Annotated in this window: 17 protein-coding genes and 1 pseudogene; 4 read left to right on the forward strand and 14 right to left on the reverse strand. The window is 69.9% G+C overall.

The window, feature by feature from the left end; genetic code table 11:
* Positions 1-2 precede the first annotated feature (2 nt).
* From OG767_RS13595 to OG767_RS13605, 3 genes are all read right to left on the reverse strand, one after another.
* Entirely contained in the window at positions 3-362 is a 360-nt protein-coding gene (locus tag OG767_RS13595; protein WP_405093714.1) for an SCP2 sterol-binding domain-containing protein, read from the reverse strand.
* A 219-nt stretch (positions 363-581) separates the two neighbouring features.
* Positions 582-2,117, reverse strand: coding sequence for a ricin-type beta-trefoil lectin domain protein (locus OG767_RS13600; protein ID WP_405093715.1), 1,536 nt, complete (start codon positions 2,115-2,117; stop codon positions 582-584).
* Between the two features lie 149 nt (positions 2,118-2,266).
* Entirely contained in the window at positions 2,267-4,621 is a 2,355-nt protein-coding gene (locus OG767_RS13605) for an AbfB domain-containing protein (RefSeq protein ID WP_405093716.1), read from the reverse strand.
* Positions 4,622-4,985: 364 nt separating this feature from the next.
* On the opposite strand from OG767_RS13605, the pseudogene OG767_RS13610 reads away from it, so the two are divergent.
* Positions 4,986-5,245: pseudogene (locus tag OG767_RS13610) on the forward strand (hypothetical protein); the annotation flags it as partial.
* 122 nt (positions 5,246-5,367) lie between these two features.
* A complete protein-coding gene (locus OG767_RS13615; protein ID WP_405093717.1) occupies positions 5,368-6,585 on the forward strand; it encodes a chitosanase in 1,218 nt (405 codons plus the stop codon).
* Between the two features lie 59 nt (positions 6,586-6,644).
* Here the strand turns inward: OG767_RS13615 and OG767_RS13620 are convergent, their stop codons facing one another.
* From OG767_RS13620 to OG767_RS13650, 7 genes are read right to left on the reverse strand one after another with little or no spacing between them, the layout of a single operon-like run.
* Entirely contained in the window at positions 6,645-7,805 is a 1,161-nt protein-coding gene (locus tag OG767_RS13620) for a JmjC domain-containing protein (RefSeq protein WP_405093718.1), read from the reverse strand.
* Positions 7,802-8,554: a class I SAM-dependent methyltransferase gene (locus tag OG767_RS13625; protein ID WP_405093719.1), complete on the reverse strand. Its 753-nt coding sequence runs from the start codon at positions 8,552-8,554 to the stop codon at positions 7,802-7,804. The genes OG767_RS13620 and OG767_RS13625 overlap by 4 nt, the downstream gene beginning before the upstream one ends.
* On the reverse strand, positions 8,551-9,540 hold the full coding sequence (locus tag OG767_RS13630) for a hypothetical protein (protein ID WP_405093720.1): 990 nt from the start codon (positions 9,538-9,540) through the stop codon (positions 8,551-8,553). Before OG767_RS13630 ends, OG767_RS13625 begins: the two co-directional genes overlap by 4 nt.
* On the reverse strand, positions 9,541-10,344 hold the full coding sequence (locus OG767_RS13635) for a DUF5819 family protein (protein WP_405093721.1): 804 nt from the start codon (positions 10,342-10,344) through the stop codon (positions 9,541-9,543).
* Between the two features lie 25 nt (positions 10,345-10,369).
* Positions 10,370-10,639, reverse strand: coding sequence for a hypothetical protein (locus OG767_RS13640; RefSeq protein WP_405093722.1), 270 nt, complete (start codon positions 10,637-10,639; stop codon positions 10,370-10,372).
* The gene (locus OG767_RS13645) at positions 10,636-11,487 is read right to left on the reverse strand and encodes a JmjC domain-containing protein (protein ID WP_405093723.1); all 852 of its coding nucleotides are present in this window, start codon (positions 11,485-11,487) and stop codon (positions 10,636-10,638) included. The genes OG767_RS13640 and OG767_RS13645 overlap by 4 nt, the downstream gene beginning before the upstream one ends.
* 14 nt (positions 11,488-11,501) lie before the next feature.
* Positions 11,502-12,686: a cupin domain-containing protein gene (locus OG767_RS13650; protein WP_405093724.1), complete on the reverse strand. Its 1,185-nt coding sequence runs from the start codon at positions 12,684-12,686 to the stop codon at positions 11,502-11,504.
* Between the two features lie 689 nt (positions 12,687-13,375).
* Here OG767_RS13650 and OG767_RS13655 point away from each other — a divergent pair.
* On the forward strand, positions 13,376-13,936 hold the full coding sequence (locus OG767_RS13655) for a hypothetical protein (RefSeq protein ID WP_405093725.1): 561 nt from the start codon (positions 13,376-13,378) through the stop codon (positions 13,934-13,936).
* On the opposite strand, the gene OG767_RS13660 is transcribed toward OG767_RS13655, so the two are convergent.
* Positions 13,902-15,137 carry an MFS transporter gene (locus OG767_RS13660; RefSeq protein WP_405093726.1) on the reverse strand — a complete coding sequence of 412 codons (1,236 nt, stop codon included), beginning with the start codon at positions 15,135-15,137 and terminating at the stop codon, positions 13,902-13,904. The genes OG767_RS13655 and OG767_RS13660 overlap by 35 nt on opposite strands.
* A 207-nt stretch (positions 15,138-15,344) precedes the next feature.
* On the opposite strand from OG767_RS13660, the gene OG767_RS13665 reads away from it, so the two are divergent.
* Positions 15,345-17,444, forward strand: a complete 2,100-nt coding sequence (locus OG767_RS13665; RefSeq protein ID WP_405093727.1) for a S9 family peptidase — start codon at positions 15,345-15,347, stop codon at positions 17,442-17,444.
* A gap of 81 nt (positions 17,445-17,525) precedes the next feature.
* Here OG767_RS13665 and OG767_RS13670 read toward each other — a convergent pair whose 3' ends face one another.
* The 3 genes from OG767_RS13670 to OG767_RS13680 all read right to left on the reverse strand — a co-directional run bounded on the left by OG767_RS13670 (position 17,526) and on the right by OG767_RS13680 (position 22,205).
* Positions 17,526-18,167, reverse strand: coding sequence for a DUF5825 family protein (locus OG767_RS13670; protein WP_405093728.1), 642 nt, complete (start codon positions 18,165-18,167; stop codon positions 17,526-17,528).
* A 41-nt stretch (positions 18,168-18,208) separates the two neighbouring features.
* Positions 18,209-20,134, reverse strand: a complete 1,926-nt coding sequence (locus OG767_RS13675; protein ID WP_281940177.1) for a RiPP maturation radical SAM C-methyltransferase — start codon at positions 20,132-20,134, stop codon at positions 18,209-18,211.
* 265 nt (positions 20,135-20,399) lie between these two features.
* Positions 20,400-22,205, reverse strand: a complete 1,806-nt coding sequence (locus tag OG767_RS13680; RefSeq protein ID WP_405093729.1) for an alpha/beta hydrolase family protein — start codon at positions 22,203-22,205, stop codon at positions 20,400-20,402.
* Between the last annotated feature and the right edge of the window lies 1 nt (position 22,206).

The raw sequence follows: 22,206 nt of genomic DNA on the forward strand, positions 1-22,206 counted from the left end.
CCTCACGCGGTGCCTCCACCGTGCCGGCCGGCCGTCGCCGCGGGCTTGGGGAAGAGCCGGCCGATCCGCAGTGCGAGCGCGAGATCACCGTCGACCAGGATCTCGCCCCGGGAGATCGCCGCCAGTCCGTTCATCCCGCCGGCCACCATCTCCACGGCGGTCCGTTCGGAGAGCGTGATGACCGTGGTGGCGGGGCCGTCGTCCTCGCTGACCCGTAGCCGTCCGTGGTCGATGTCGAGCCGCCGGTGGTGTACCCCTCGGTCGTCGTGGATGTCGAACCGCACGCTGCCACTGACCTTGACGAGCCGCTCGTCGGGGCCGCTCCGACCCAGACCGTCGAAGAAGGCGTCGATCGACCTCACCCGGACCTCCTCGCTGCCACCGGTGCCTGGCCGGCTACCCGCGCCGGGGCGGCTCTAACACCGACACACGGTCGGAGCGGGGTGGAAAGCACGCGGGCGGGCCGATCTGCGGAACCCGTACCCGGCCCGGCGCAACGCCCGGTTCGGCAGCCGTTCCTGAGCGGCACGACGCCCGTCCTCGGCCCACCTCGGACGGGACGCCGTGTCGGGGCGCTCCGCTCAGCCGGTGCGCCACTTCTGGTTGGCAGTGCCGCCGCACTCCCAGAGTTGCAACCGCGCGCCGTCGTTGCCGTTCCAGTCCTTGATGTCGACACACTTGTTGGCCTGCGGGTTGACCAGGTCCCCGGCGGCGGACAACACGAACTGCTGCGCGGCGTTGCCGCTGCAGGTGGCGATCTGGATGACCGCGCCGTTGTCCCGGGACCCCCAGGCGACATCCATGCACATGTTGTTCTGTGTGCGCAGGCTACCGCCGGTGAAGGTCCAGCCCTGTGCCGCCGTGCCGTTGCAGGTCCAGGTCTGGAGGGGAACGCCGTCGGAGAAGTTCGAGTTCGGCACGTCGACGCACTTGTTGTTCCAGTTGCTGATGATCCGGGTCCCGGTGCCGCCACCGCCGGTGGTGACCAGGTTCAGCCCGTAGACGCCGAGGATCTCGTTGACCGGCTGGAACCACATGGTGCCGCCGGAGGTGCAGTTGCCCGATCCGCCCGAGGTCACCCCCTGTGCCTGGTCGCCGGAGAGCCAGGCGCCGCCGGAGTCGCCCCCCTCGGCGCAGGCGTTGCTGCGGCTGAGCCCGTAGACCGCGCCCTGCGCGTAGTTGACCGTCTCCTCCCGACCCAGGAGGGTGCCGCAGCGCCAGCCGGTCGTCCGTCCCGACCGGCATACCGAGCTGCCGATCACCGCGTCCCGGGAGCCGGCGACGGGAGCGTTGCCCCCGGCGTAGTTGTTCACCCAGGGGCGTGGCGTCCAGTCTCCGTTGGTGCGGACCCAGGCGTAGTCGTTGCCGGGGAACGACGAGCCGGCGAAGGTGCCCTGCGCTACGTTGTTGTACCCCCGGGTGGGGCTGCCGGTGGCCCCGCAGTGTCCGGCGGTGACGAAGCCGCCCGCGACGGCGAAGCCGACCGAGCAGAGCACGTTGCCGTTGATGACGAACTGGTCGCCACCTCGGATGTCGTACACCGGGCGCGGCGCGTCCGGAGCCGTCGCGTAGCGGACGAGCCCGCCGGCGAGGCCGCTGCCGCCGACGAACGCGCGGGCGGTGCGCTCCTGGCCCGGCGCGACCCGCACCACGACCTCGTTGGCGACGGCGTCGACGTACCAGCCGCGCACGGCGGCGCCGGGAGGATGGCTGCGTGCCCGTCGATCCAGTGTGGACAGTGCCGAGGTGAGACTCGTGAGCGCCCGGGGGACGAGCCGGGGCCGGGCCCCCTCGGCCCGTACCGCCGCGGCGGCGGACGCGTCGGTGACGGCGACCGTGAGGGGGCCGCTCGGGTCCAGCCACGAGCCGGCGTACCGGGCGCCGAGGCGGGAGCGCAGCCGTCGGTCGACCACCGCAGCGGCGGCCTCGGCCGTGAGGCGGGCGGTGAGTTGGTCGTCGGTCAGGTGCAGATCGCGGCGCATCGCCTCGGCCATGCCGGCCGGCAGGCCGGACACCTGCGCCTGTGCCCGAGCGGTGGGGGGAGCCTCCGGCGGGGCGGCGGCCGGCATCGGCAGCGCGAGCGTCGCGGCGGCGAGCAGCGCCATTGTTCTGGTCATCGAACTCCTTCCGGTTGGTGCGGCGTCGCGCCGTGTCTCCAGGCGCGAGAGAGCGCTCTCAGAGTGAAACCGTAAACAATCTTTGTCAATAGACGTGCCTCGATCGAGGAGGCGGGGGCGCTGCCGGGTGAGTCAGCGCCCCGGCTTGGTCAGGGCGCCCAGGGCGTCGTGACGTTCCAGGTGCTGTCCGCGGCCCACAGCGCGGGTGAGTTCCACGCCTCGCCGCCCGCGCCGTTGCTCAGCCAGACCTCGGAGTCGTAGTGCCGCAGGTACCTGCCGCGGAAGTTGTGGGACTCCAACGAGACGCCGCTTCCGGTGACCCCGACCCGGGCGCACCAGGTGGCGTCCGCGCGGAGCAGCGCCGAGCCGTCGTTCGGCGAGTTGCGTACGCGCGAGTTCTGGTGCCGGAGGAACTGCCCGGGGAAGTTGACCGACTCGAACGAATAGCACGTCGCGTCGGCCAGACCTGCCCGGACCGTGTAGGTCGCGTCGTTCCTGAGCAGCGCGGAGCTGTTCCCGTCCACGACCTCCGTGTAGGCGAGGCTGTCCCGGTGCCGCAGGTACCGGTTGGTGAGTCCGGGGGTGGTCACCTGGAAGGAACGGCGGGTGTTCGGCGGCAGCGCCACCGGCGCCGAGCTGCCGACGGATCTCGACGCGTTGATGAGGGACAGGTTGGCGGCCCGTACCCGGGCCTGGTCCATCTTGACCACCTGCCGGTCGTAGGTGAGGAATCCGTTCAGCTCACCCTCCTGGTCGGCGATCTCGGTGTAGACCGAGGCGCTCAGTCCCTTGCCGAGCATGAGGTTCTGCGTGCCCTGCACGAGGCCGACGTAGCGGTCGGTCAGCGCGGTGGAGTTCGGTTGCCACTCGTACGCGAAGAAGGCGCCGTTCGGGCTCCACTCGTGTCCGGGCGCGCGCAGGCCCAGGCCGCCGAACTCGCCGAGCACGGCGATCCGGCTGCTCGACGGCACCGGCGAGTCCGGCCCCAGGTAGACGTGCCAGTCGTCGATGTCGCCGTTGCCGGGGTTGCCCAACGACTGGCAGCAGTTGTAACCGCTGTGCGCGTTGACCAGCCGGGTCGGATCCTGGTTCTTCACATTCTGGGCGACCCGGCGGGTGTCGGCCAGCGCACGCTCCCCCCACCCCTCGTTGTAGACGGTGTAGGTGACGACGGCCGGCGAGCTGCGATGCTCGTCCACGATCTCGCGGGCCTCGGCCTCGAGCTGCGCCTGCTGCGCGTCGGTCGCGTCGATGTCCTGCGCGGTCAGTGACGGGACGTCCTGCCACACCAGCAGACCGAGCCGGTCGGCGTGGTAGAACCAGCGCTGCGGTTCGACCTTGATGTGCTTGCGCACCATGTTGAAGCCAAGGTCCTTGTGCTTCTGCAGGTCGAAGGCGAGCGCGGCGTCGGTGGGCGCGGTGTAGAGCCCGTCCGGCCAGAACCCCTGGTCCAGCGTGCCGGTCTGGAAGACGAACTGGCCGTTGAGCTTCGGCCGCAGGACGCCGTTGACCACGCCGGTGCTGATCTCACGCATGCCGAAGTAGTGCGTGGTCCGGTCGACCTGACCGCCCGCCGCATCACGCAGGGTGATCCGCAGCTGGTAGAGAAACGGGTCGTCGGGCGACCAACGGCGGGCGTTCGGCACGGGCACCGTGAACTCGGTGAAGCCGCCGGTCGCGGAGCCGACCACGGTGGAACCGTTGAGCGCCTCGGCCACGACGCGGTGTCCGCTGACGTCCCCGCGGGTGAAGACCCGCACGCGGAGGGTGTTGTCGGCCAGGCGTGGGTAGAGGTCGACGCTGCTGATCGACGCCGCCGGCACCGGTTCCAGCCACACCGTCTGCCAGATGCCCGAGCTCGGCGTGTAGAAGATGCCGCCGGGTTGCTTGGTCTGCTTGCCGATCGGCGGCAGACTGCCGTTCTGCCGGCTGTCCGTCGGGTCCCACACCTTCACCACGATCTCGTTCGCGCCGCTCCGCAGCTGCGCGGTGACGTCGAAGGTGAAGGCGTCGTAGCCACCGGTGTGGCCGCCAACCGCCACGCCGTTGACCCAGACGGAGGTCTGCCAGTCGACGGCGCCGAAGTGCAGCAGGACGCGGCGTCCGCTCCAGTTCGTGGGCACCGTCACGATGCGCCGGTAGAACAGGTGGTTGCGGTTGTCGCCGGCGGACCGTTGCACTCCGGAGAGGGCGCTCTCCACCGGGAACGGCACGTTGATCCGCTCGGGCAGGTCGGTGCCGAACTGTGGGGCGTCGTCCGTGGCGGACTGGCGTAGCTGCCATTCGCCGTTCAGGTTGAGCCAGTCCGGCCGGGTCATCTGCGGTCGCGGGTAGTCCGGCAGCGGCACGCCGTCGAGGGCCTGGGCGGTCCAGGGGGTGGTCAGCGGCGGGTTCTTGGCCGGCACGGCGTGCGCCGGCGCGGCCGGCGCGGTGAGCAGGCCGGCGATCAGCGTGAGAACGGCCAGCAGGGGCGCGGCGAGGCGGACAGGATCGGGACGTGTCATGCCGTCTCCATCGGACGGGCCGTCAGGGCCGAGCTGCGCCGCCGGCGGCTGGCGGGTGTCGGGCGGCCGATCAGGTCAGGTCCGGTCCCGAGTCCGGGCGCGGATACCGATGGGATCTCCGGGAGCGAACGGCGGCGACCGTCGTGCCGTCGTCGCCGTCCGTCTAACGTTATAAAACCCGGACGGACGAACCGTCAATCCTCGTTCATCGATATCTCGCATGGCGTCATCCACCGGATCGGCAGCCTCGTCCCCGTCCTGCGGTCCCGCGCCCGGTCTCAGGTGGTCAGGGGCGTGAGGAACACCGTGGCGGTGCAAGCTGATCGCGCCGACGTTCGTCACGGTCGGGGCGAGCTGGCGTTGGGTGGTGCCGTCCAACGGCTACCTCGCGCCCGCCGGCGTGCAACAGGCGGTCACCTGCCTCGTCCGGGGCCAGAACTGCGGGGCCTACATCCGCGCAGCGGAACGAACCCCAACTTCCGCGGCCTCATGACCTGGTTCGTCAACTGGGACCTGACGGCCGGACACGCCGACCGTCGGCGGTCCGAACCGGCATCGCGGCCCGGTCCACCCGGGACCGGGCCGAGGCCGACACCGCTGCCCTCGCCGGGCGGCCCCGATTGACAGTCGATCGACGTGCTGCTATCTGTTAGTACAGTTTACTGATTCTCGTATGCCCGCTGGGCCACGGTCGCGTCGGGCACCGACCCGGCCGGCGGCTTGCCGCCCTTTCCCCGAGGAACGTCATGGTGCGCAGAAGGACAGTCGCCTACGCCGTGGGCACCCTGCTGACCGGCATCGCGGTGGCCGGCTACGGCCTGCCGTCGGCCAGCGCCGCGACCGCCGGCCCGATCACCGGCCTGGCCGGCAAGTGTGTCGACGTGGCCGGGGCCGACCCGGCCAACGGCACGGCGGTGCAGCTCTACGACTGCAACGGCACCGCGGCCCAGACGTGGACGGTGGGCAACAGCGACAGCTCGATCCGCGCGCTCGGCAAGTGCCTCGACGTCACCGCCGCGTCGACCACCAACGGCGCCAAGATCCAGCTGTACGACTGCAACAACACCGGCGCCCAGAAGTGGACCGCCGCCGGCGGTGGCGCCCTGGTCAACACCGCCTCGGGCAAGTGTCTCGACGTCACCGACCGGAGCACCGCGAACGGCGCCCGACTCCAGATCTGGACCTGCGGCGGCACCGCCAACCAGCAGTGGGCCCTTCCCGGCGGCGGCAATCCCACCCCCACCCCGACCACCACCGTCCCGGCCGGCGCCAACCTCGACGACCCGGCGAAGAAGGACATCGCCATGCAGCTCGTCTCGGCGGCCGAGAACTCCTCGCTCGACTGGCGCGCCCAGTTCTCCTACATCGAGGACATCGGCGACGGTCGCGGCTACACCGCCGGCATCATCGGCTTCTGCTCCGGCACCGGCGACATGCTCGAACTGGTCCAGGCGTACACGAACACCAAGCCCGGCAACGTGCTGGCCGGCTACCTGCCGGCGCTGCGCGCCGTCAACGGCACCGCGTCGCACGCGGGCCTCGACCCGAACTACCCCCGCGACTGGCGTACCGCGGCCAACGACTCGGTGTTCCGCGCCGCGCAGGAGGCCGAGCGGGACCGGGTCTACTTCGACCCGTCGGTCCGCGACGGCAAGAACGACGGGGTCCGGGCGCTCGGCCAGTTCGCCTACTACGACGCGGCGGTCATGCACGGGTACGAGGGCATGCGTCAGATCCGCAGCCGCGCCCTCGCCCGGGCGAAGCCCCCGGCACAGGGCGGCAACGAGCGGACCTGGCTCAACGCGTTCCTCGACGAGCGGGTCGTCGAGATGAAGAAGGAGGCGGCCCACTCGGACACCTCCCGCGTCGACACGGCACAGCGGGTGTTCCTCGCCAACGGCAACCTCGACCTGAACACCCCGTTGGTGTTCGCCGTCTACGGCGAGCAGTTCCGGATCGGCTGATCGCCACTCCGGGCCGTCCCGCCCGGATGGCGGTCTGCGGGGTGAAAGGCTCGTCGGACTCACGCGGCCTGGCGGAGGACGCCGGCCCGTACCAGCGCGCGAATCACGCGGTGCGGGTCGGCGGAGACGACGGCCGCCACCTTGCCGGCCGGCCACCGGCCCCCGGTGTCGCGCAGTTCGCGCAACGCGTCGACCAGTCTTGCGTCCAGGCGATACGTGGTCGCGTCGACGGTCACCGCGTCGTCGGCAACGATGCAGGACGGGCCGATCTCGATGTCGTCGTCCAGTTCGACCCGGTCGGCGTCGGCGAGCTGCGCGAACCGGCCCGGCTCATGTGACGGTCGCGCGCCGGGAAGGACGCCCAGCGACGGGGTGGCGTCCGGGTCGGTGCGCAGTCGTGCGGCGAGGTCGTCGAGTTCGAGCGCGGACAATCGGTGCAGCAGTGCGTCGCGCCGGGCCGGCAGAACCGGCCCGGTTGCGTCGACCGGCAGCGGCCGCTCCAGGAAGTCGTCGTCCAGGAGCAGATCGGCCACCAGGTCCGTCATCAGGTTCCGCCACGTGGGCTGGCGGAACGTCACGCTCACGTGCAGCGACAGGTTGCCGCCGTAGTCGCCCACGTACGGCGAGTGGGAGGGCACGTAGAGGACGTCGCCGGGTTCCAGGACGGTGTCCACGGCCGGCTCACCCGATGCGCCGACACGGCTGGTGTCGGCGTGCTGGGGCTTCGTCGGCCAGACCCGCCACCGGCGGGTACCGGTGAGCTGGACAATGGCTATCTCCACCGGCCGGTCGTGGACGACCAGGTCCATCCGTCCGGCCGGGGTCAGGCAGCCGTCGACCCAGGTCGGGGTTCCCACGGTGGCCGCCACGTCGCGGGCCAGGTCGAACAGAGCCGGCACGAAGCGCTGCAGATGCGGCCAGATCAGCGTGGCGCCCGCCTCGAAGTAGCGGTACACCCGCTCGGCCACCGCGTATTCGGCGTGCACACCGCCCGAGGACTCGGCCACCGCGGTGTACTCGACCGGGACGATGATGGTGTTCTCGGCGGCGATCCGGATGTCCGCTGCGCGAATGGTGCGGGACCGGAGCAGGCGATCCAGGTCGCGCACGGTGAGCAGGTCGCCGGGTGGGCACCGCATGGCCTGCCTGCGCACGACGGCCTCGCGGGCCAGCACGGTGGCGAACTCGGTCGGCGACCCGAAGATGTCGACAAACGTCACTGTAGATCACTCCTGTGCTGGTAGATCGAGATGCAGACGCCGGTTCCGGTGAAGGGCTCCCGGGACCAGCCGCCGAATCGGCCGGTGCGGCCCAGTCCGGCCAGGCGCGCCATCAGATCCAGCTCGGCGGGCCAGACGTAGCGCATCCGCAACGGCGCGAGGTGCACGCCGTCAGCGCGGAAGTTCACCGTCTGCCGCACCAGGGTCTGCTCCGCCGGATCGTGCAGGATCATGACAAGCTCGGTGCGGTCGGGCCGGATCTGCGTGGGTGCGATGATCTTGTTGTTGACGAAGTCGGACAACCCGATCATCTGGGTTTCCAGCACCAGGCGGCCGTCGTCGGCGAGATGACGTGCGGCGTTGCGCAGGAAGGCGACCTGCGTGTCCTGGTCGGGCAGGGAATAGATGGTGTTGAACACGCAGTACACGAGGTCGAAGCGTTCGTCGAGCTGGACGTCGACCATGTCCGCGTGGCGCGTCTGGATCAGGCCGGCCGGGTCCTTGGTGCCCAGCACGGCAAGCATGTCCGCGGAGTTGTCCACGCCGGTGAGTTTCAGGCCCGAGCCGGACCCGAGCGGCAGGGCGATACGGCCGGTGCCGACACCGAACTCCAGGACCCGGCTGCCGGCACCGACGAGATCCCTGAGGAATCGGACCGTCGGCTCGGTGGGCCAGCCGGCGCCGATCTCGTCGTCGTAGTGCCCGGCCTCGTTGCGCAGGTACTGCGCGGAGGACGACCATTCACTCATCGGGCACCACCGACCAGGTCGGGCTCGGGGGCCGGTACTGCCGGCGAGACCGGAGCGTTCCGGCGGTACACCGACGCGAAGCGCCGCCTGAGCCAGTCGCGGGTCGCGCGGTAGTCGCCGTCGGACAGCAGCGCACAGTCAGCGGCGATCATGTAGAGCGCGAAGCTGACGAGGCCCATGGTGGCCCCGATGCCGAGGTGCATGCCGATCACCAGCAGCAGCGCGATCTCGCGGAGCCGCCGGTTGCGGCTGGGCACCAGCAACACCACCGCCATCTGCACCGTGATGGTCAGGTAGCAGGCGAGCGTCACCAGTGCCGCGTTGTGCAGGAGCGCGGTGGCGGTGTCGCTGTACTGGAACTGGTGCAGTTGGCTGATGTAGTAGAGCGCGTTGCCCTCGCGCCAGCGGGTGTCGACGATCTTCCAGAAGCTGGACACGGCGTAGACGACGCAGATCTGGAAGACAACCAGCACCGCAGCGGCGTTGTGCACACTGTTGAGCAGCGTCGGCTGGTCGCTGGTCGCTGCCAGCCGGGCGCGGGTGCGCGCGGCGAGCGGGCTGAGGTACGCGTTGGTGGTGACGAACACCAGCAGCAGCAACAGGATCCGGGCCAGGTTGTCGCCGCCGTCGAGCACGTTGGGATTGCGCTGGTCAAGTGACCAGATGAAGATCGCGTTGACCAGGGTCAGTGTCCTTCCGCCCAGGACGGTCCAGACCAAGGCAGCCACCAGCCCGGAAAGGTAGACCACGTTGAACCATGTGTCACCGTCGCTGAGGCGATAGAGGGAGAAGACGCTCCCGGAGGAGTGTTGCGAGGCGCTGAAGCTGGCGAAGCTGGTGGTCCCGTTCGGCCCGTAGAGGGCGTCGCGGTACGGGAAGTTGGCCAGGTAGATGAGGGCGGTGGTGGCGCCGAGCCCGATTCTGAGCAGGGACAGGCCGATCAGTCGTCGGCGGCCGGTGGCGAAACGGTCGAGGAAGGTGGACATTCACCGCTCCGGGGGTTGGTAGGACATCCAGCCGGTGTCGGCGATGCGGATGGGCGGGTCCTGTTCGGGGTTCGCCTCGTGCCGCTGGGAAAAGCGCAGGATCGCGGTCCAGGTGTAGAAGACCCGCACCCGCACCGGTTCGCCGTCGAGTTGGACGCCGGGCACCATCATCGAGGCGAGCCGGCCGATCTGCCCGCTCACCTGCTTGCGGGCACCGGCCAGGCTCTCTCGGGCCGCGGCGAGGTACTCGGTGTCACTCATCTGCCCGGCGCCCTCCAACTCCTGCCAGCCGGCTGGCAGGATGCTGGCCTCCTGCACGCTGATCGGGTGGCGGGGATCGGCGGGGTCGGTCAGCGGCTGCCCGTTCTGTCGACTCGCGATGAGCCGCTCGAGCTTGGTCTCCGAGGTCGCGATGTCGGAGAGCGAATAGCCGAGGTTCAGCACGGTGCGGTCGACCCGGGGCGGGAAGAGCCGGTGCGCCTTGGCCTCGGCGATCAGCGGCTGCGTGAGCGACAGCACCGGGCTGGTCGTCGTGGTGCCGCCGGTGCGGTACTCGACCTGGAGCCAGCCGTCGTAGTTGCCGTTGGGCGGGTTGGGTGCGAAGAGTCGCCACCGCTGCGTCAGGTAGGGGTCGACGATGGCGTCGAGGGTCGACTGCAACCGCACCTTCAGCGGCGACGGCGGCAGGTTGTACCCGATGACGGACACCGCGTACGCCGTGACGACGAGCAGGGGCAGGAGACGGACGGCCCGTTGCGCGACGCGGGCCGGCCCGGACTGCATCCAGCCGGGGGGTCTGATCACCAACCGCGGCATGCGCGTGCTCCCTTCAGTTGAACTGGCGGTCGGAGTTGGCCGAATCGGGTTGCCGGCGTGGATTGACCTGTCCGACCGCACTCTCGATGGCCTGGTCAGCGGGCAACATGGTGTTGGCCCCGTCCGCGTCGTGCGACTCGAAGATCACGCCGTTACGGCTGTCGAGCACGTCGGCGGGGGCGGGCACCTTGATGGTCGGCGTGGGATCGGCGGGCACCGCGAAGGCGGTCAGCCATGCGGCGACCAGCGCGCCCAGCGCGCCGATCAGGACCTTGCGGATCACGGGAGCTCCCTGCGGTCGATCAGGCGGCGCAGTTCCGCAGCCGCGTCGAGCTGGTCCAGCCGGGCAGCGAAGCGGGCCAGTGCCGCTTCGTCGGAACGAGCGGCGTCGCCGTACTCCCCGCTGTCGAGGAGCCGCCGTACGCTGACCGCCAGGACGTCGCGCCACAACCGTGGCTGGACGCTCACCGACAGGTGCAGCGACACCCGGTCCTCGGCCACCGCCACGTGGGGCGTGTTGTACGGCATGTACAGCACGTCGCCCGGCTCCAGCACCGCCTCGAACGCCGGCTCACCCAGTTCCTCGATCCGGTAGTGACCGAAGGTCTCCTTGCGCGGTGCCAGCGTCTCCCACAGCTTCCAGTGCTTGGTGCCTTCGACCTGGATGACGAACACGTCGATCGGGTCGTGGTGCGGAGAGAAGCCCTGCCGCCCGGCCGGGGTGAGGAAGGCGGTCACGCTGCTGCGGGCCGAGAACCTCTCGGCGAGCACCGCCGTGAGCGCCCGGAGCGACGGGCTGAGCTGCTCGGCCGAACTCCAGGTCACCGTCGCGCCGGTGCGGAACAGTTCGTACACCCGCTGCGGCACGACAACGTCGGCCACCATGGCGCCCTGCACGCGGACCGGCGCGGTGTACGCCGCCAGTGGCGTCGCCTGACCGTCGACGGTCACGCCGAGATACGGCGGCCGGATCGCTTCGAGGTGCAGCAGGCCGTCCAGGTCGGCGATCGAGAGGACGGACCGAGGATCGTCGGACAGCGCTACCCGGCGCAACAGTGGCGCCTGGTTGAAGTGGTGTGCGAAGAACTGTTTCTCGTCGCCCGCGAGTTCGGCGAACGTCGGGGTGTACATCGGACCCCGCCCGGTCAGCGCGCGACGGTGAGGACGCCGAGTCGCGCGAGCGCCTGGGCGATGCCGACCGAGCGCTCGGTCTCGACATCGGGATTGATCTCCCGGGCGGGGACCGGCTCGCCGCTGGTCATCCGTTCGAGGGTCGCCGCAACCGCGCTGGGAATCGCGATGGTGTGGCCGTTGACCTTGGTCTTGGTCCGGCCGTCCCGGCTCTCCTGGAACGTCACGGCGACGTCGGTACGCCGCAGCAGCGTGCTCCCGCCGATGGCGTCCAGGGCCGCGATGGTCTGGAACTCGTTGCCCTGGGCGGTGCCCTCGGAGTGTTGTCCGAGCGTCATCAGCCGGCGCAGCTCGGCCTCGACGTCGATCTCCCGTAGCCGCTCGGCCAGCAGCGCCGCGTGGTCGGTGAAGGTCGGGACGAGGTCGGTGACGGTGCTTTCGTGCAGGTAGGGGAACTGCCAGAATCCCTCGGTGTCCAGCAGCCGTTCGACGGCCAGGCCGAGCAGATCGCGCCACATCCTCGGCCGCACCATCACCGACAGGTGCAGCGAGACCTGGTCCTCGGCCGCCGCCACGTGCGGCGTGTTGTAGGGCAGGTAGAGCACGTCGCCGGCCTGCAGGGTCGTCTCGATCACCGGGGTGCCGAGTTCTTCGAGCTTGTAGTGTCCGATGTCGCCGCGGCGCGTCGCCGGCGGCTCCCACAGCTTCCAGTGCTTGGTGCCTTCGAGTTGGATGATGAACAGGTCGACCGGGTCGTGGTGTGGTGAGAAGCCCTGCCGGCCCGCCGGCGTCAGAAAGGCCACCACGTCGCTGCGGGCCGCGAATTTGGTGGCGAGCATCCGGGTCAGCGCCCGCACCGAGGGCAGCACGTGGTTGAGGGAACTCCAGGTGAGGGTGGCCCCGGTGCGGAACAGCTCGTAGACGCGCTCCGCCACGACCGTGTCGGTGACCGTGGTGCCCTGGACGCGGGTCAGGGTGGTGTATGCCCGTTCCGGCACACCGTCGCCGTCCTTGGTGATGGCGAGGTACGGCGGGCGGATGGCTTCGAGATGCAGGAGTTCGTCGAGGTCCGCGACGGACAGGACGTCGCGGGAGTCTCCGGACAGCGCGGCCCGCCGCAGCAGTGGGGTCTGGTTGAAGTGATTCGCGAAGAACTCAGCCTCGTCGCCGGCGAGCTCCTCGAATGTCGGAGTACGCATTTTCATCCATTCTCAAGAACTGTAACAAGCGAGGTGGTGCTGGTGGAGCGATTCGCCCCACCAGCACCACGGTTCGGTCACGCGATCGCGTTGAAGTACGAGAGGGCCCGCAGGTCGGCGGAGGTCTCGATGAATTCGAGGTCCATTTTCCACACCTCCAATCAGTGATCGACGGAACATTTGCTCGCGATATCGACGAGTTGGCTGACCAAATGCATCAGTGGGCCAACCGAGAGCAAGCCTGGCACAGGAGAAGAGTGCCGGATATCGCGGAAAGCCGAGACGGGCAGTAGTTGCCAGTGGGCGGGGTCTCTGATATGAGAGCCGTCTGCGGCTCACCGAGCGTCATGCCGCATGGCGATCAGATATGGCAATGCTGCTGGTCAATGTCCCGACAGCAAATCATGCACGTTTACGATGCGTGTTTATGGAACTCGGGTCCTTGTTGGGAACTCGGGGTCGAGGTAAGTTCGGCGAAGCTGGCCCGCGCTCGGGTCGCACTCCATGGCAGCTCGTGAGACATATCACTGTGAACTGTGAGTCTAGCCAGTGGAACGGGGACAATGAAAAAGATCATCATTCAGGGCCCCACGTACCCCGGGGTCCAGTCAAGTCAGGTCACCCTGACTTCAGGGCAAAGTGCGACTATCGGCGTCTGTCAATGCAGACGATGCCCCTTCGATCTGCCGGTGCTGGCCGCGGCCGCGCCACCGTTGAGCTGGCGGATCACCGCCCGGGAAAGTTTCTGGCTGCTCAGCAATCTGTCCGATCGGCATCCCGTCACCGTGCAGAACATGGATGACTGGTACCAGTACATCATCGTCGACCCCGAGCGGCTGGACGTGCCGGTGCCGTTCGAGCTCGCACATATCGACCTGACCGCTGCGTCTTCCGGACCGAAGGTCTCCGTGTTCGGCCACGAACCGCGATACATCCGTGCGTCGCCCAGGCCGTGCGCCGTTTGCCAGAAGGTGGCGGCCCGCAGGCCGCTGCTCGACCAACGGTCCACGTACTTCGCGGTGCTCGGGGAACTGTGCGGGGAACGGCTGCGCGGCGAGATGGACGCGGTGCTGCCCACGTCGGCCGAGATGGCCCGCCGGCTGTCCGGCAGGGGGCACCCGATCAGTGCGGGAGCGGTGGACGCCCACATCAAGTATGTTGCCGAAAAACTCGGCCTTCCCAAGGGGGTCGATCGGGCGACGCTGGTCGCCGTCGTCATCCGTTCCGGCCTGCTGCACCAGCGAGCGTGAGGGAATCGTCTGCCGCGTGCCGTTGCCGGCGACTCATCGTCAGGACCGGCACCGCACTCGCGAGCACCAGGACCAGTGCGGACGCGCCGGACCAGATGAGCACCAGACGCGGTGAGATGACCTCCAGGAGTCCACCGGCGATCAGAAACCCGGCCACCATCGCTCCATTGATCACCGCGCCGAGGGTGGCGAACCCCATTCCCCGCGCCTCCTCCGGCGTACGGCGCGCGACGAGCGTTCCGGCCGCGGAGCCCAGCATGCCGTTGCCGATCCCGCCGATCACGAACGCCGGTATCGCCCAGCCCGCGTGGCTGACGGTGCCGCCGGCCAGGATGCCGGCGCTGACCAGCGCAAGGCCGGCGACCAGCCTGACCAGGTAGCCATGGTCGTCGGTCCGGCCACGCGCCGCCGCCCACGCCCCGAACACCAGGCCGAGCATCCAACTACCCATGACGAGGCCGTACATCGATGCGGGGGCGTGCAACGTGCCGCGGACGAAGAAGACGACCGCGACATCCATCAGGTTCGCCGCCGCGACGACCGCCGCCACCATGACCAGCGCGACGAGCAGCACGCGGTCGTCACGCACCCGGTAGGCCACGACCGGCGGGCTGTGCGGTGCGGACGGCGCCGGCTGCCGGTGGGCGCGGCTGGTGCGGATCACCAGACCCACCAGCGCGATGGCCAGGAAGCTGGCCGCGTCGAGCACCAGCGGCAACCTCGGTCCGTCGATCGAGACGAGGACGCCGGCGAGCACCGGCCCGGCGAACATCCCCGCGGACGTGAACGTCTGGGTGATCGCGCTTGCCCGTGGGACGTTGTCCACGCCCACCATCGCGGGCGCGAGCGCGGCGAACACCGGTTGGGTGACGGCGACCCCGCACGCCAGCAGCGCGTTGAGGGCGATGAGCATCCCAGGGACCGACGTGGTGAGCATCGCCAGGCAGCACAACGCCTGCAGCGGCGCGACCGCCATGATGATCCGGCGGCTGTCGAGCCGGTCGGCGATCCGTCCGGTCAACCTGGCCAGTAGCACCGGCGGCAGGGCCGCACTGAGCAGCAACGCGGCCACGGTGTATCCGCCGGCACCCTGCTGCTGCAGCACGATAGCCAGCGCCGTCGCGGCGAGCAGGTCACCGCACACCGAGATCCCACGCGCGCTCGCGATCAGATAGACCTCGTTCCAGCGTGGCTCGTCCATCTCCACTCCCCATCAACGCCATCGATGCACCAATAGACCTGGTCATGCAATGGATTGCGGTGCGAAAGAATCAGTCCTCAAGATGGGAACCCACCTGGACGAATGTCGGGGACCATGTCAACCCGATACGGCAACCGTACTATAGAACGCTCGGCGTGCCCAGACATTCTTATCGTCCGCGACCGGCGCCGCCCTAGCGTGGGTCGCATGAAGCGTCCGGTGCCCCCACGAGCCAAGCGGATCGCGACCCCGCGCGTCCACCACGGTGACACGGTCATCGACGAGTATGCGTGGCTGCAGCAGCGTGAGGACCCCGACACGATCGCCTATCTCAGCGCGGAGGCCGACCACACGGCGACGGCGACGGCGCACCTGGCGGGTCTGAGGAACCTGCTGCTTGACGAGTTCCGGTCCCGAACGCCGCCGGCCGAACTGACCGTGCCGGTGCTCAAGGACGGTTACTGGTACTACAACCGCACCGAGGCGGGTAGGCCCTACTTCCTGCATTGCCGCGTCGCGGCGTCGGCGGGTGCGACAGCCCCGCCCGAGGTCGGCGGTGCGGCGGGGGCCGGCGGCCCCTTGCCCGGCGAGGAAGTGCTGCTGGACCGCAACATCCTCGCGGGCGACTCGCCGTACTTCAATCTCGGCATCTTCGACGTCAGTCCGAACGGTCGGCTGCTGGCGCACGGTGTCGACCACACCGGAGACGAGCGGTTCACCCTGCAGATCAAGGATCTGTGCAGCGGCACCCTGCTGCCCGACCGGATGCCCGACGTCAGCTACGGATCGGCGTGGTCCGCCGACGGAACCAGGCTGTTCTACGTCACCGCCGACGTCACCGGCCGCCCGTATCGGATCTGGCGGCACACGATCGGCTCATCGTCCGGCGACCTTCTGGTCCACGAGGAGCCCGACCGTCAGTTCCGGCTCGGGGTCGCCCTCAGCCGCTCCCGCGGATTCATCGTCATCACCTCGCGCAGTCGAACCACCAGCGAGGTGCATGTGATCGCCGCGGACCGGGCCGACGGCCCGCCGGTCGTCGTCGCGCCCCGACGTCCCGGCGTCGACTACACGGTCGACCACCAAGGAGACCGGTTCCTGGTCCTGCACAACGCTGGCGCCCCCGACTTCACGCTCGCCTGGACCCCGGCCGCCGCCCCGGGCGCCTGGCATTCCCTGGTGGAGCACGTCCCCGGTGTCCGACTCACCCAGGTGTACGCGTTTGCTCAGCACACGGTGCTGGCGCTGCGCCGCGACGGCCTGACCGGGCTGCGCATCCTGTCCCCGGACGGCAACCGGATCCGTGACGTCGCGTTCCCCGAGCCGATCCACACGGTCCGGCCCGATCGGAACCTGGAGTACTCCACCACGCTGTTCCGGCTTCGATACGCGTCGCTCGTCACGCCCGAGTCGGTCTACGACTGCGACCTCGGCTCGGGCGAGTTGCTGCTGCGTCGGCGGACCAGGGTGGGGGGCGGATTCCGGCCCGAACACTACGAGCAGCACCGGGAGTGGGCGACGGCTCCGGATGGCGTACGGGTGCCGGTGTCCATCCTGGCCCGGCGTGACACCGCCCGCATCGGCGGCGTGCTGTACGCCTACGGCGCCTACCAGGCGCCGGCTGACCCGTGGTTCTCGCCGACGCTGCTGTCCCTGGTGGACCGGGGGGTGGTCTTCGCCGTCGCACATCCGCGTGGCGGCGGGGAACTCGGCCGGTCCTGGTGGGACGGCGGCCGACTGCTGGCGAAGAAGAACACCTTCACCGATTTCCTGGCGGCCGCCAAGCACCTGACGGACGCGGGGTGGGTCGCCCCCGGCCGTCTCGTGGCGCGGGGCGCGTCAGCCGGCGGACTGCTCGTCGGCGCCGTCGCCAACCTCGCGCCGGACCGGTTCGCCGGGATCGTGGCGGAGGTGCCGTTCGTGGATCCTCTCACCACGATGTTGGACCCGGGCCGGCCGCTGACCGTGCAGGACCGGGAGGAGTGGGGCGACCCGATCGCCGACCCCGACGTCTATGCATACCTCAAGTCGTACGCTCCCTACGACAACGTCGGCGCGCACCGGTACCCTCCGATCCTCGCGACGGCCGGCCTGCACGACACTCGGGTCGCCTATCACGAACCGGCGAAGTGGGTGGCCCGCATCCGGTCGCTGTCACCGGCCACAGCGGTGCTGTTGCGCACCGAGATGCACGGCGGGCACAGCGGGCCGAGCGGGCGGGACCGGTCGTGGCGAGCGGAGGCGTTCATCACCGCATGGATACTCGACCGCCTGGCCGCGCCCGCCGCCCGGCCGGCCTCCGGTTGAGGACGGCGCGGGAAATCGGCCCGTCGGCCGGCGGGCCAGGCCGGCGCCGTCATCGCCGGAGCCGGCCCCACGTCCGCCGGACTAGATGATCATGGAAGGCAGCGGCCAGCGGCGTAGCCGATACGGCAGCCAGACCAGCATGGTGCCCACCTGCACGACCAGGCCCTCGGCCGCGAAGTCGCGGGCGATGTCCAGGTCGATGTCGGCGATCGGGGCGCCCTCCATGACCTGTGCCAGCATCGCCAGATATGCCGGGTCGTCGATGGTCAGCAGGTTGAGCCGGCTGGACCGCCGGTCGCGGACCTGCACGAACCCCGGGCCACGCCGGAAGGTGCACTTGTCGATGTAGTAGGACCGTCGCCACGCGTCGAGCGGCTCCATCTCGTCCCCGGCCGCCGGGGAGAGCTCGGCCGGCGGATAGAGGTGGCAGAAGACCCGCCAGTCCGCCCCGCCGTCGACCGGCAGCAGCAGCCGCCATGCGACGCCGATCCCGTGACTGGTCAGCTCCCGAACCAGCACCAGGCGGCGGACCGCGTCGCGGGACGCGGTGTCGTCCTCGACGGCCAAGTTCACCGGGTCGATCAGGGTGACGTGGCGGATGCCCGCGTCGAACCAGCCGGCGACGGCCTCGCCGGGAGGCCCCTGCAGCTCGGTGACACCGAGGTCGATCCCGGGTACGTCGCCGACCTCGCGGTCGTGGTCGTGGGCGAGACGGACGGGCACGGGGGCCAGGGTGGGTCCGGCGATGGCCACGGTGGTTCTCCTCAGACGGTGGTCAGGGTGGCCGGCTCGGCCGACCGGATCTCGGAGTTGTCGGCCCCCGGCCGCGCGCCGACACGTTCCGGGTGTAGGTGGTCGATGCGCAGCAGGTGCTGGTTCATCGAGCGGGGCGCGACGTGCACGAACTGCCCGCCGTCGGTGAAGACGACCCCCAGCTCCCGCCAGCGTTGCAGGAGGACCGCCAGTTCCGGTTCGGGCCGGGACAGCCGGCGGGCCAGGGAGCCCAGGCTGTGCGGCTGGTCGAGCAGCCGGAAGGCGGCGACCTCCCCTGCGTCGGTCAGCCGGACGACGCGCCAGTCGAAGTGGCGACGGCGGCTGACCAGGACGATCTCGTGCCCGAGGTCGAGGTGGGTGAGGCGGCTGCGGGCGTACTCGTCCTGCCATTCGGTGACCGCCGCGTCGAGCCGGGCGGCCAGGTCGGTGCCGATGCCCCGCTGGGGTACGTCGAAGATGTACGCCAGGTTCATCAGTTCCGACTCGGGCAGGTCGTAGTTCAGGAGGTACTGCGCGGCCGGTCGCAGCTCGCCGAAACCCAGCTCCGGCCGGTTGAAGTAGGGGCTGAACCGCTCGATGGCGATCCGGCTGCTGCCACCCGCCGGGGACAGGTGGTGCAGGGCCGGGAACTGCGCCAGGATGCTCTCGTAGTCCTCCCCGGTCTCGCCCGGGAAGCCGTAGAGGTAGTTCCAGGCGACGGTGATGCCGCTGGTCTCGGCGTCCCGCAGCATCCGCACGTTCAGACAGCCGGTCACGCCCTTGTCCATGATCTTGAGTACCCGGGCGCTGAGGCTCTCGATGCCGGGCTGCACGCTCACCAGGCCGGCGTCGGCCAGCGCCTGCACCTGCGCGCCCTTCATGTTCGACTTGATCTCGTACTGCAACCGCAGGTCGTATCCGGACTCGGCAAGCCGAGGGAGGAGTGTCGACACATAGCTCATGTCGAGGATGTTGTCGACCACGAACATGTCGAGCACCTGATGCCGCTCGGCAAGCCCGATGATCTCGTCGTAGAACGCGCCCGGGTGCTTGCTGCGAAACTCCATGAACGATCCGTTCAGCCCGCAGAACGTGCAGTGGTGCTTCTCGCCCCACCAGCAGCCCCGCGCCCCCTCCACGACCAGTTTCGGCTCGACCCAGTTGCGGGCCCGGGACGCGGCGAGCCGCTCGAAGTAGCCGGTGTAGTCGGGGGAGACGATCTCGGCCGGCGGCAGTGGCTTCGTGCTCATCGGGTTCGCGGTCCGCCGGCCGTCGCGGTCCGTCCAGCACAGGCCCTCGACGGAAGCCAGGGCCCGGTCGTCGCCGGTCAGCGCCGCGAGCAGGCCGGGAAACGCCGCCTCGCCCTCGCCCCGCACGACCAGGTCGACGAAGGGGAAGTTGCGGTGCAGGGCCGCGCCCTGCTCGCCGTCGCAGTTGGCGCCGCCGAAGACGGTACGGATCGTCGGATCGAGTCGCTTGACGTGCTTGGCCGCCGCCAGCGCGGCGGTGTTCTGCTGGAAGGTGGACGTGAAGCCCACCAGGTCCGGTCCCCGTTCGACGATCCTGGCCGCGAGGTCGCCGATGAACTCGGGGGCGCAACGGTGCAGTTCGACGTTGAGCGCCAACTCCCGCTCGGACATCTGGTCGCGGACCCGGCTGGTGAACTCCTCCACCCGCCACTCCGGGTCGTCGTAGAGGGCCGAGGAGAAGACCCAGTCACCGCAGCCGGCGAAGTAGGTGAACAACGAGTAGTACTGGTAGTCGCGTAACCCGAACTCGGTCCGGTCGACCACCCAGTCGACGTAGTCGAGGTTGGCGTGCAGGACCTCCACCTCGGCGTCCGGATATCTCCGGCGGACGCTGTTGGTGAGGATCCCCAACGCCAGGGACGGGACATCGATGGACGCCCACGGCATGTTGACCAGCAGAATCCGCACGTCGTCTCTCCTTGCTCACCATGCCCCGGGCAGGACGGTGGGGGTGGGGGTGGAGTGGGACCGCAGGTCGCCGGCCGAGAGCCCGGACCGTCGGTCCCACTCCACCGTGCTGCGTCAGAAACTGACAGAGACCGTCACCGTCACGGAGACGTCGGAACGGCCCTGGTCGCGGTTACCGCTGATCGGGTCGTTCTCGATGATGTTCTTACGCATGCTCTTCACCTCCCCTCGTCGTGGGTAGACCGTCAGGCCGCCGCCCGGTACGTCAGTCCCTCGGCCGCGCCATGGCGAGCGCGACCGGTGTCCCCTCGTTCCGTGCGCCGTCGAAGTGCTGCTGCATGAACATCAGCACCGCCTGCATCAGGGCGACGTGACCTCGAGCGTCGAAGTCCTCGTGCCCGGCTCGCGTCCGCAGCAGTTTCACGGGAACCCGGCGCCGCATCAGCGCTCCGGCGTACCGCTCCACCGGTGCTGGCGGGCACTGAACGTCGTCGGTGGCGACCGCGAGGAAGGTGGGCGCGCGTACCTGGTCGACGTAGCTGGCCGGGGACGATTCGGCGTACCGCTGGGGGACCTCGCCCGGGGTGCCGCCGAACAGCGCGGTGTCGAGCGCGCGGATCGCCGGGGTGGCCGCCTCGAAGGCTGCCGCGTAGTCGGCGATCGGGTTGATCGCCACCCCGAGCCGCCACAGCTCCGGCTGTCGGCCGAGGGCGAGCAGGGTCAGGTAGCCGCCCCACGAGCTTCCCCACAGCGCCACCCGGTGCGGGATGATCACACTCCGGTCACTCAGGTGGGATCGGACCGCCGCGAGATCCTCGAGCTGGGTGAGCCCCACCCCGGCCCGGAAGTCGTTACGCCAGGCGGCACCGTAGCCACTGGACCCGCGGTAGTTGACCCGCACGACCGCGCAGCCGGCGCGGACCAGGACCTCGACCAGCGGTTCATAGGCGTCCCGGGCATGTTGGAAGGGCCCGCCGTGAACCAGGAAGACCGCGGGCAGCGGCCCGGTCCGGTCGGCGGGCGCGGCCACCAGCGCGTGGATCGGGCCCGCGGCTCCCGCCGCCCAGACCTCGCTCCGCCGGCAGAACTCGGCCAGCGACACCGCCTCGTCAGCCGGCCCGTCCTCCGGTCCCCGCGGCAACTCCAGCCCGGCGACCGAGCGGATCTGTGGTGGAGTGGTGGAGTCCGTCCAGACGTACGCCACGTCGTCGTCGGGCCAGACCGCCGCGTCCAGGATGCTGCCGGCCGGCGTGGGAACTCCCGTCAGCGTGCCGGCGGTCAGGTCGGCGCAGTGCAGGCGGCTGCCGGCGTGCCGGTCCTGCCGGACGAGAACCCGGTTCCCGTCCGGATACCAACTCGCCGTGATCTCGGTGTCGAACCGCCACCGGTGCCGGCTCAGCCCGTCGGCCCGGGCCCACGTGGCGATCGCGTACTCGTCGTCCTCCTCGACGACCAGCAGCAGCCGGGCGGGGCCGGAACCGGGCGCGAAGCCCAGCGGCCAGATCCGCCGACCCGCACCCCCCGACAGCACCGCCACCGGTCCGCCGCGGGAGTCGAGGACCGTCGTCCCCTCCGGCGACGCGGCGTCCCGGCCGACCACGAGCAGGTCGCCGGTCGGATCCACGTCGACCAGATGGGCGTATCCGGACATCCGGGTGACCGGCGTGACCCTGCCGTCGGTGGTCCACCGGTACAGCGTCATGCCTTCCTCGTCGGAGAGGCCGACCATGGCCGTGCCGTCGGCGGTCATGGCGAGGCCGGCGTGCCGTGCCGGCGCGATCCCCGGCAGCGCCTCGGACGAGCGTTCCGGATGGTCGAAGTCGCTGATCCGCCACGTTCCGGTCCCGGTCAGGTCGTCGTCGAACCACCAGACAGCGGTGCCGGCGGGATCGACGGCCGCGCGGTTGGTGCCAGCCGTGCGGGCGGTGACCTGGTGGGCCACCCCGGCTGCCCGGTCCCAGGCGAAGACCTGGCAGCGGCCGTCCGCGTCGCCGATGTAGGTGGCCCGGTGCGGTGCGTGCTCGGCCACCAGTGGCAGTGCCGGGTAGTAGACCCGGAAGGGGCGGGCCATC

Source organism: Micromonospora sp. NBC_01392 (assembly GCF_045040125.1).
Classification (GTDB): domain Bacteria; phylum Actinomycetota; class Actinomycetes; order Mycobacteriales; family Micromonosporaceae; genus Micromonospora.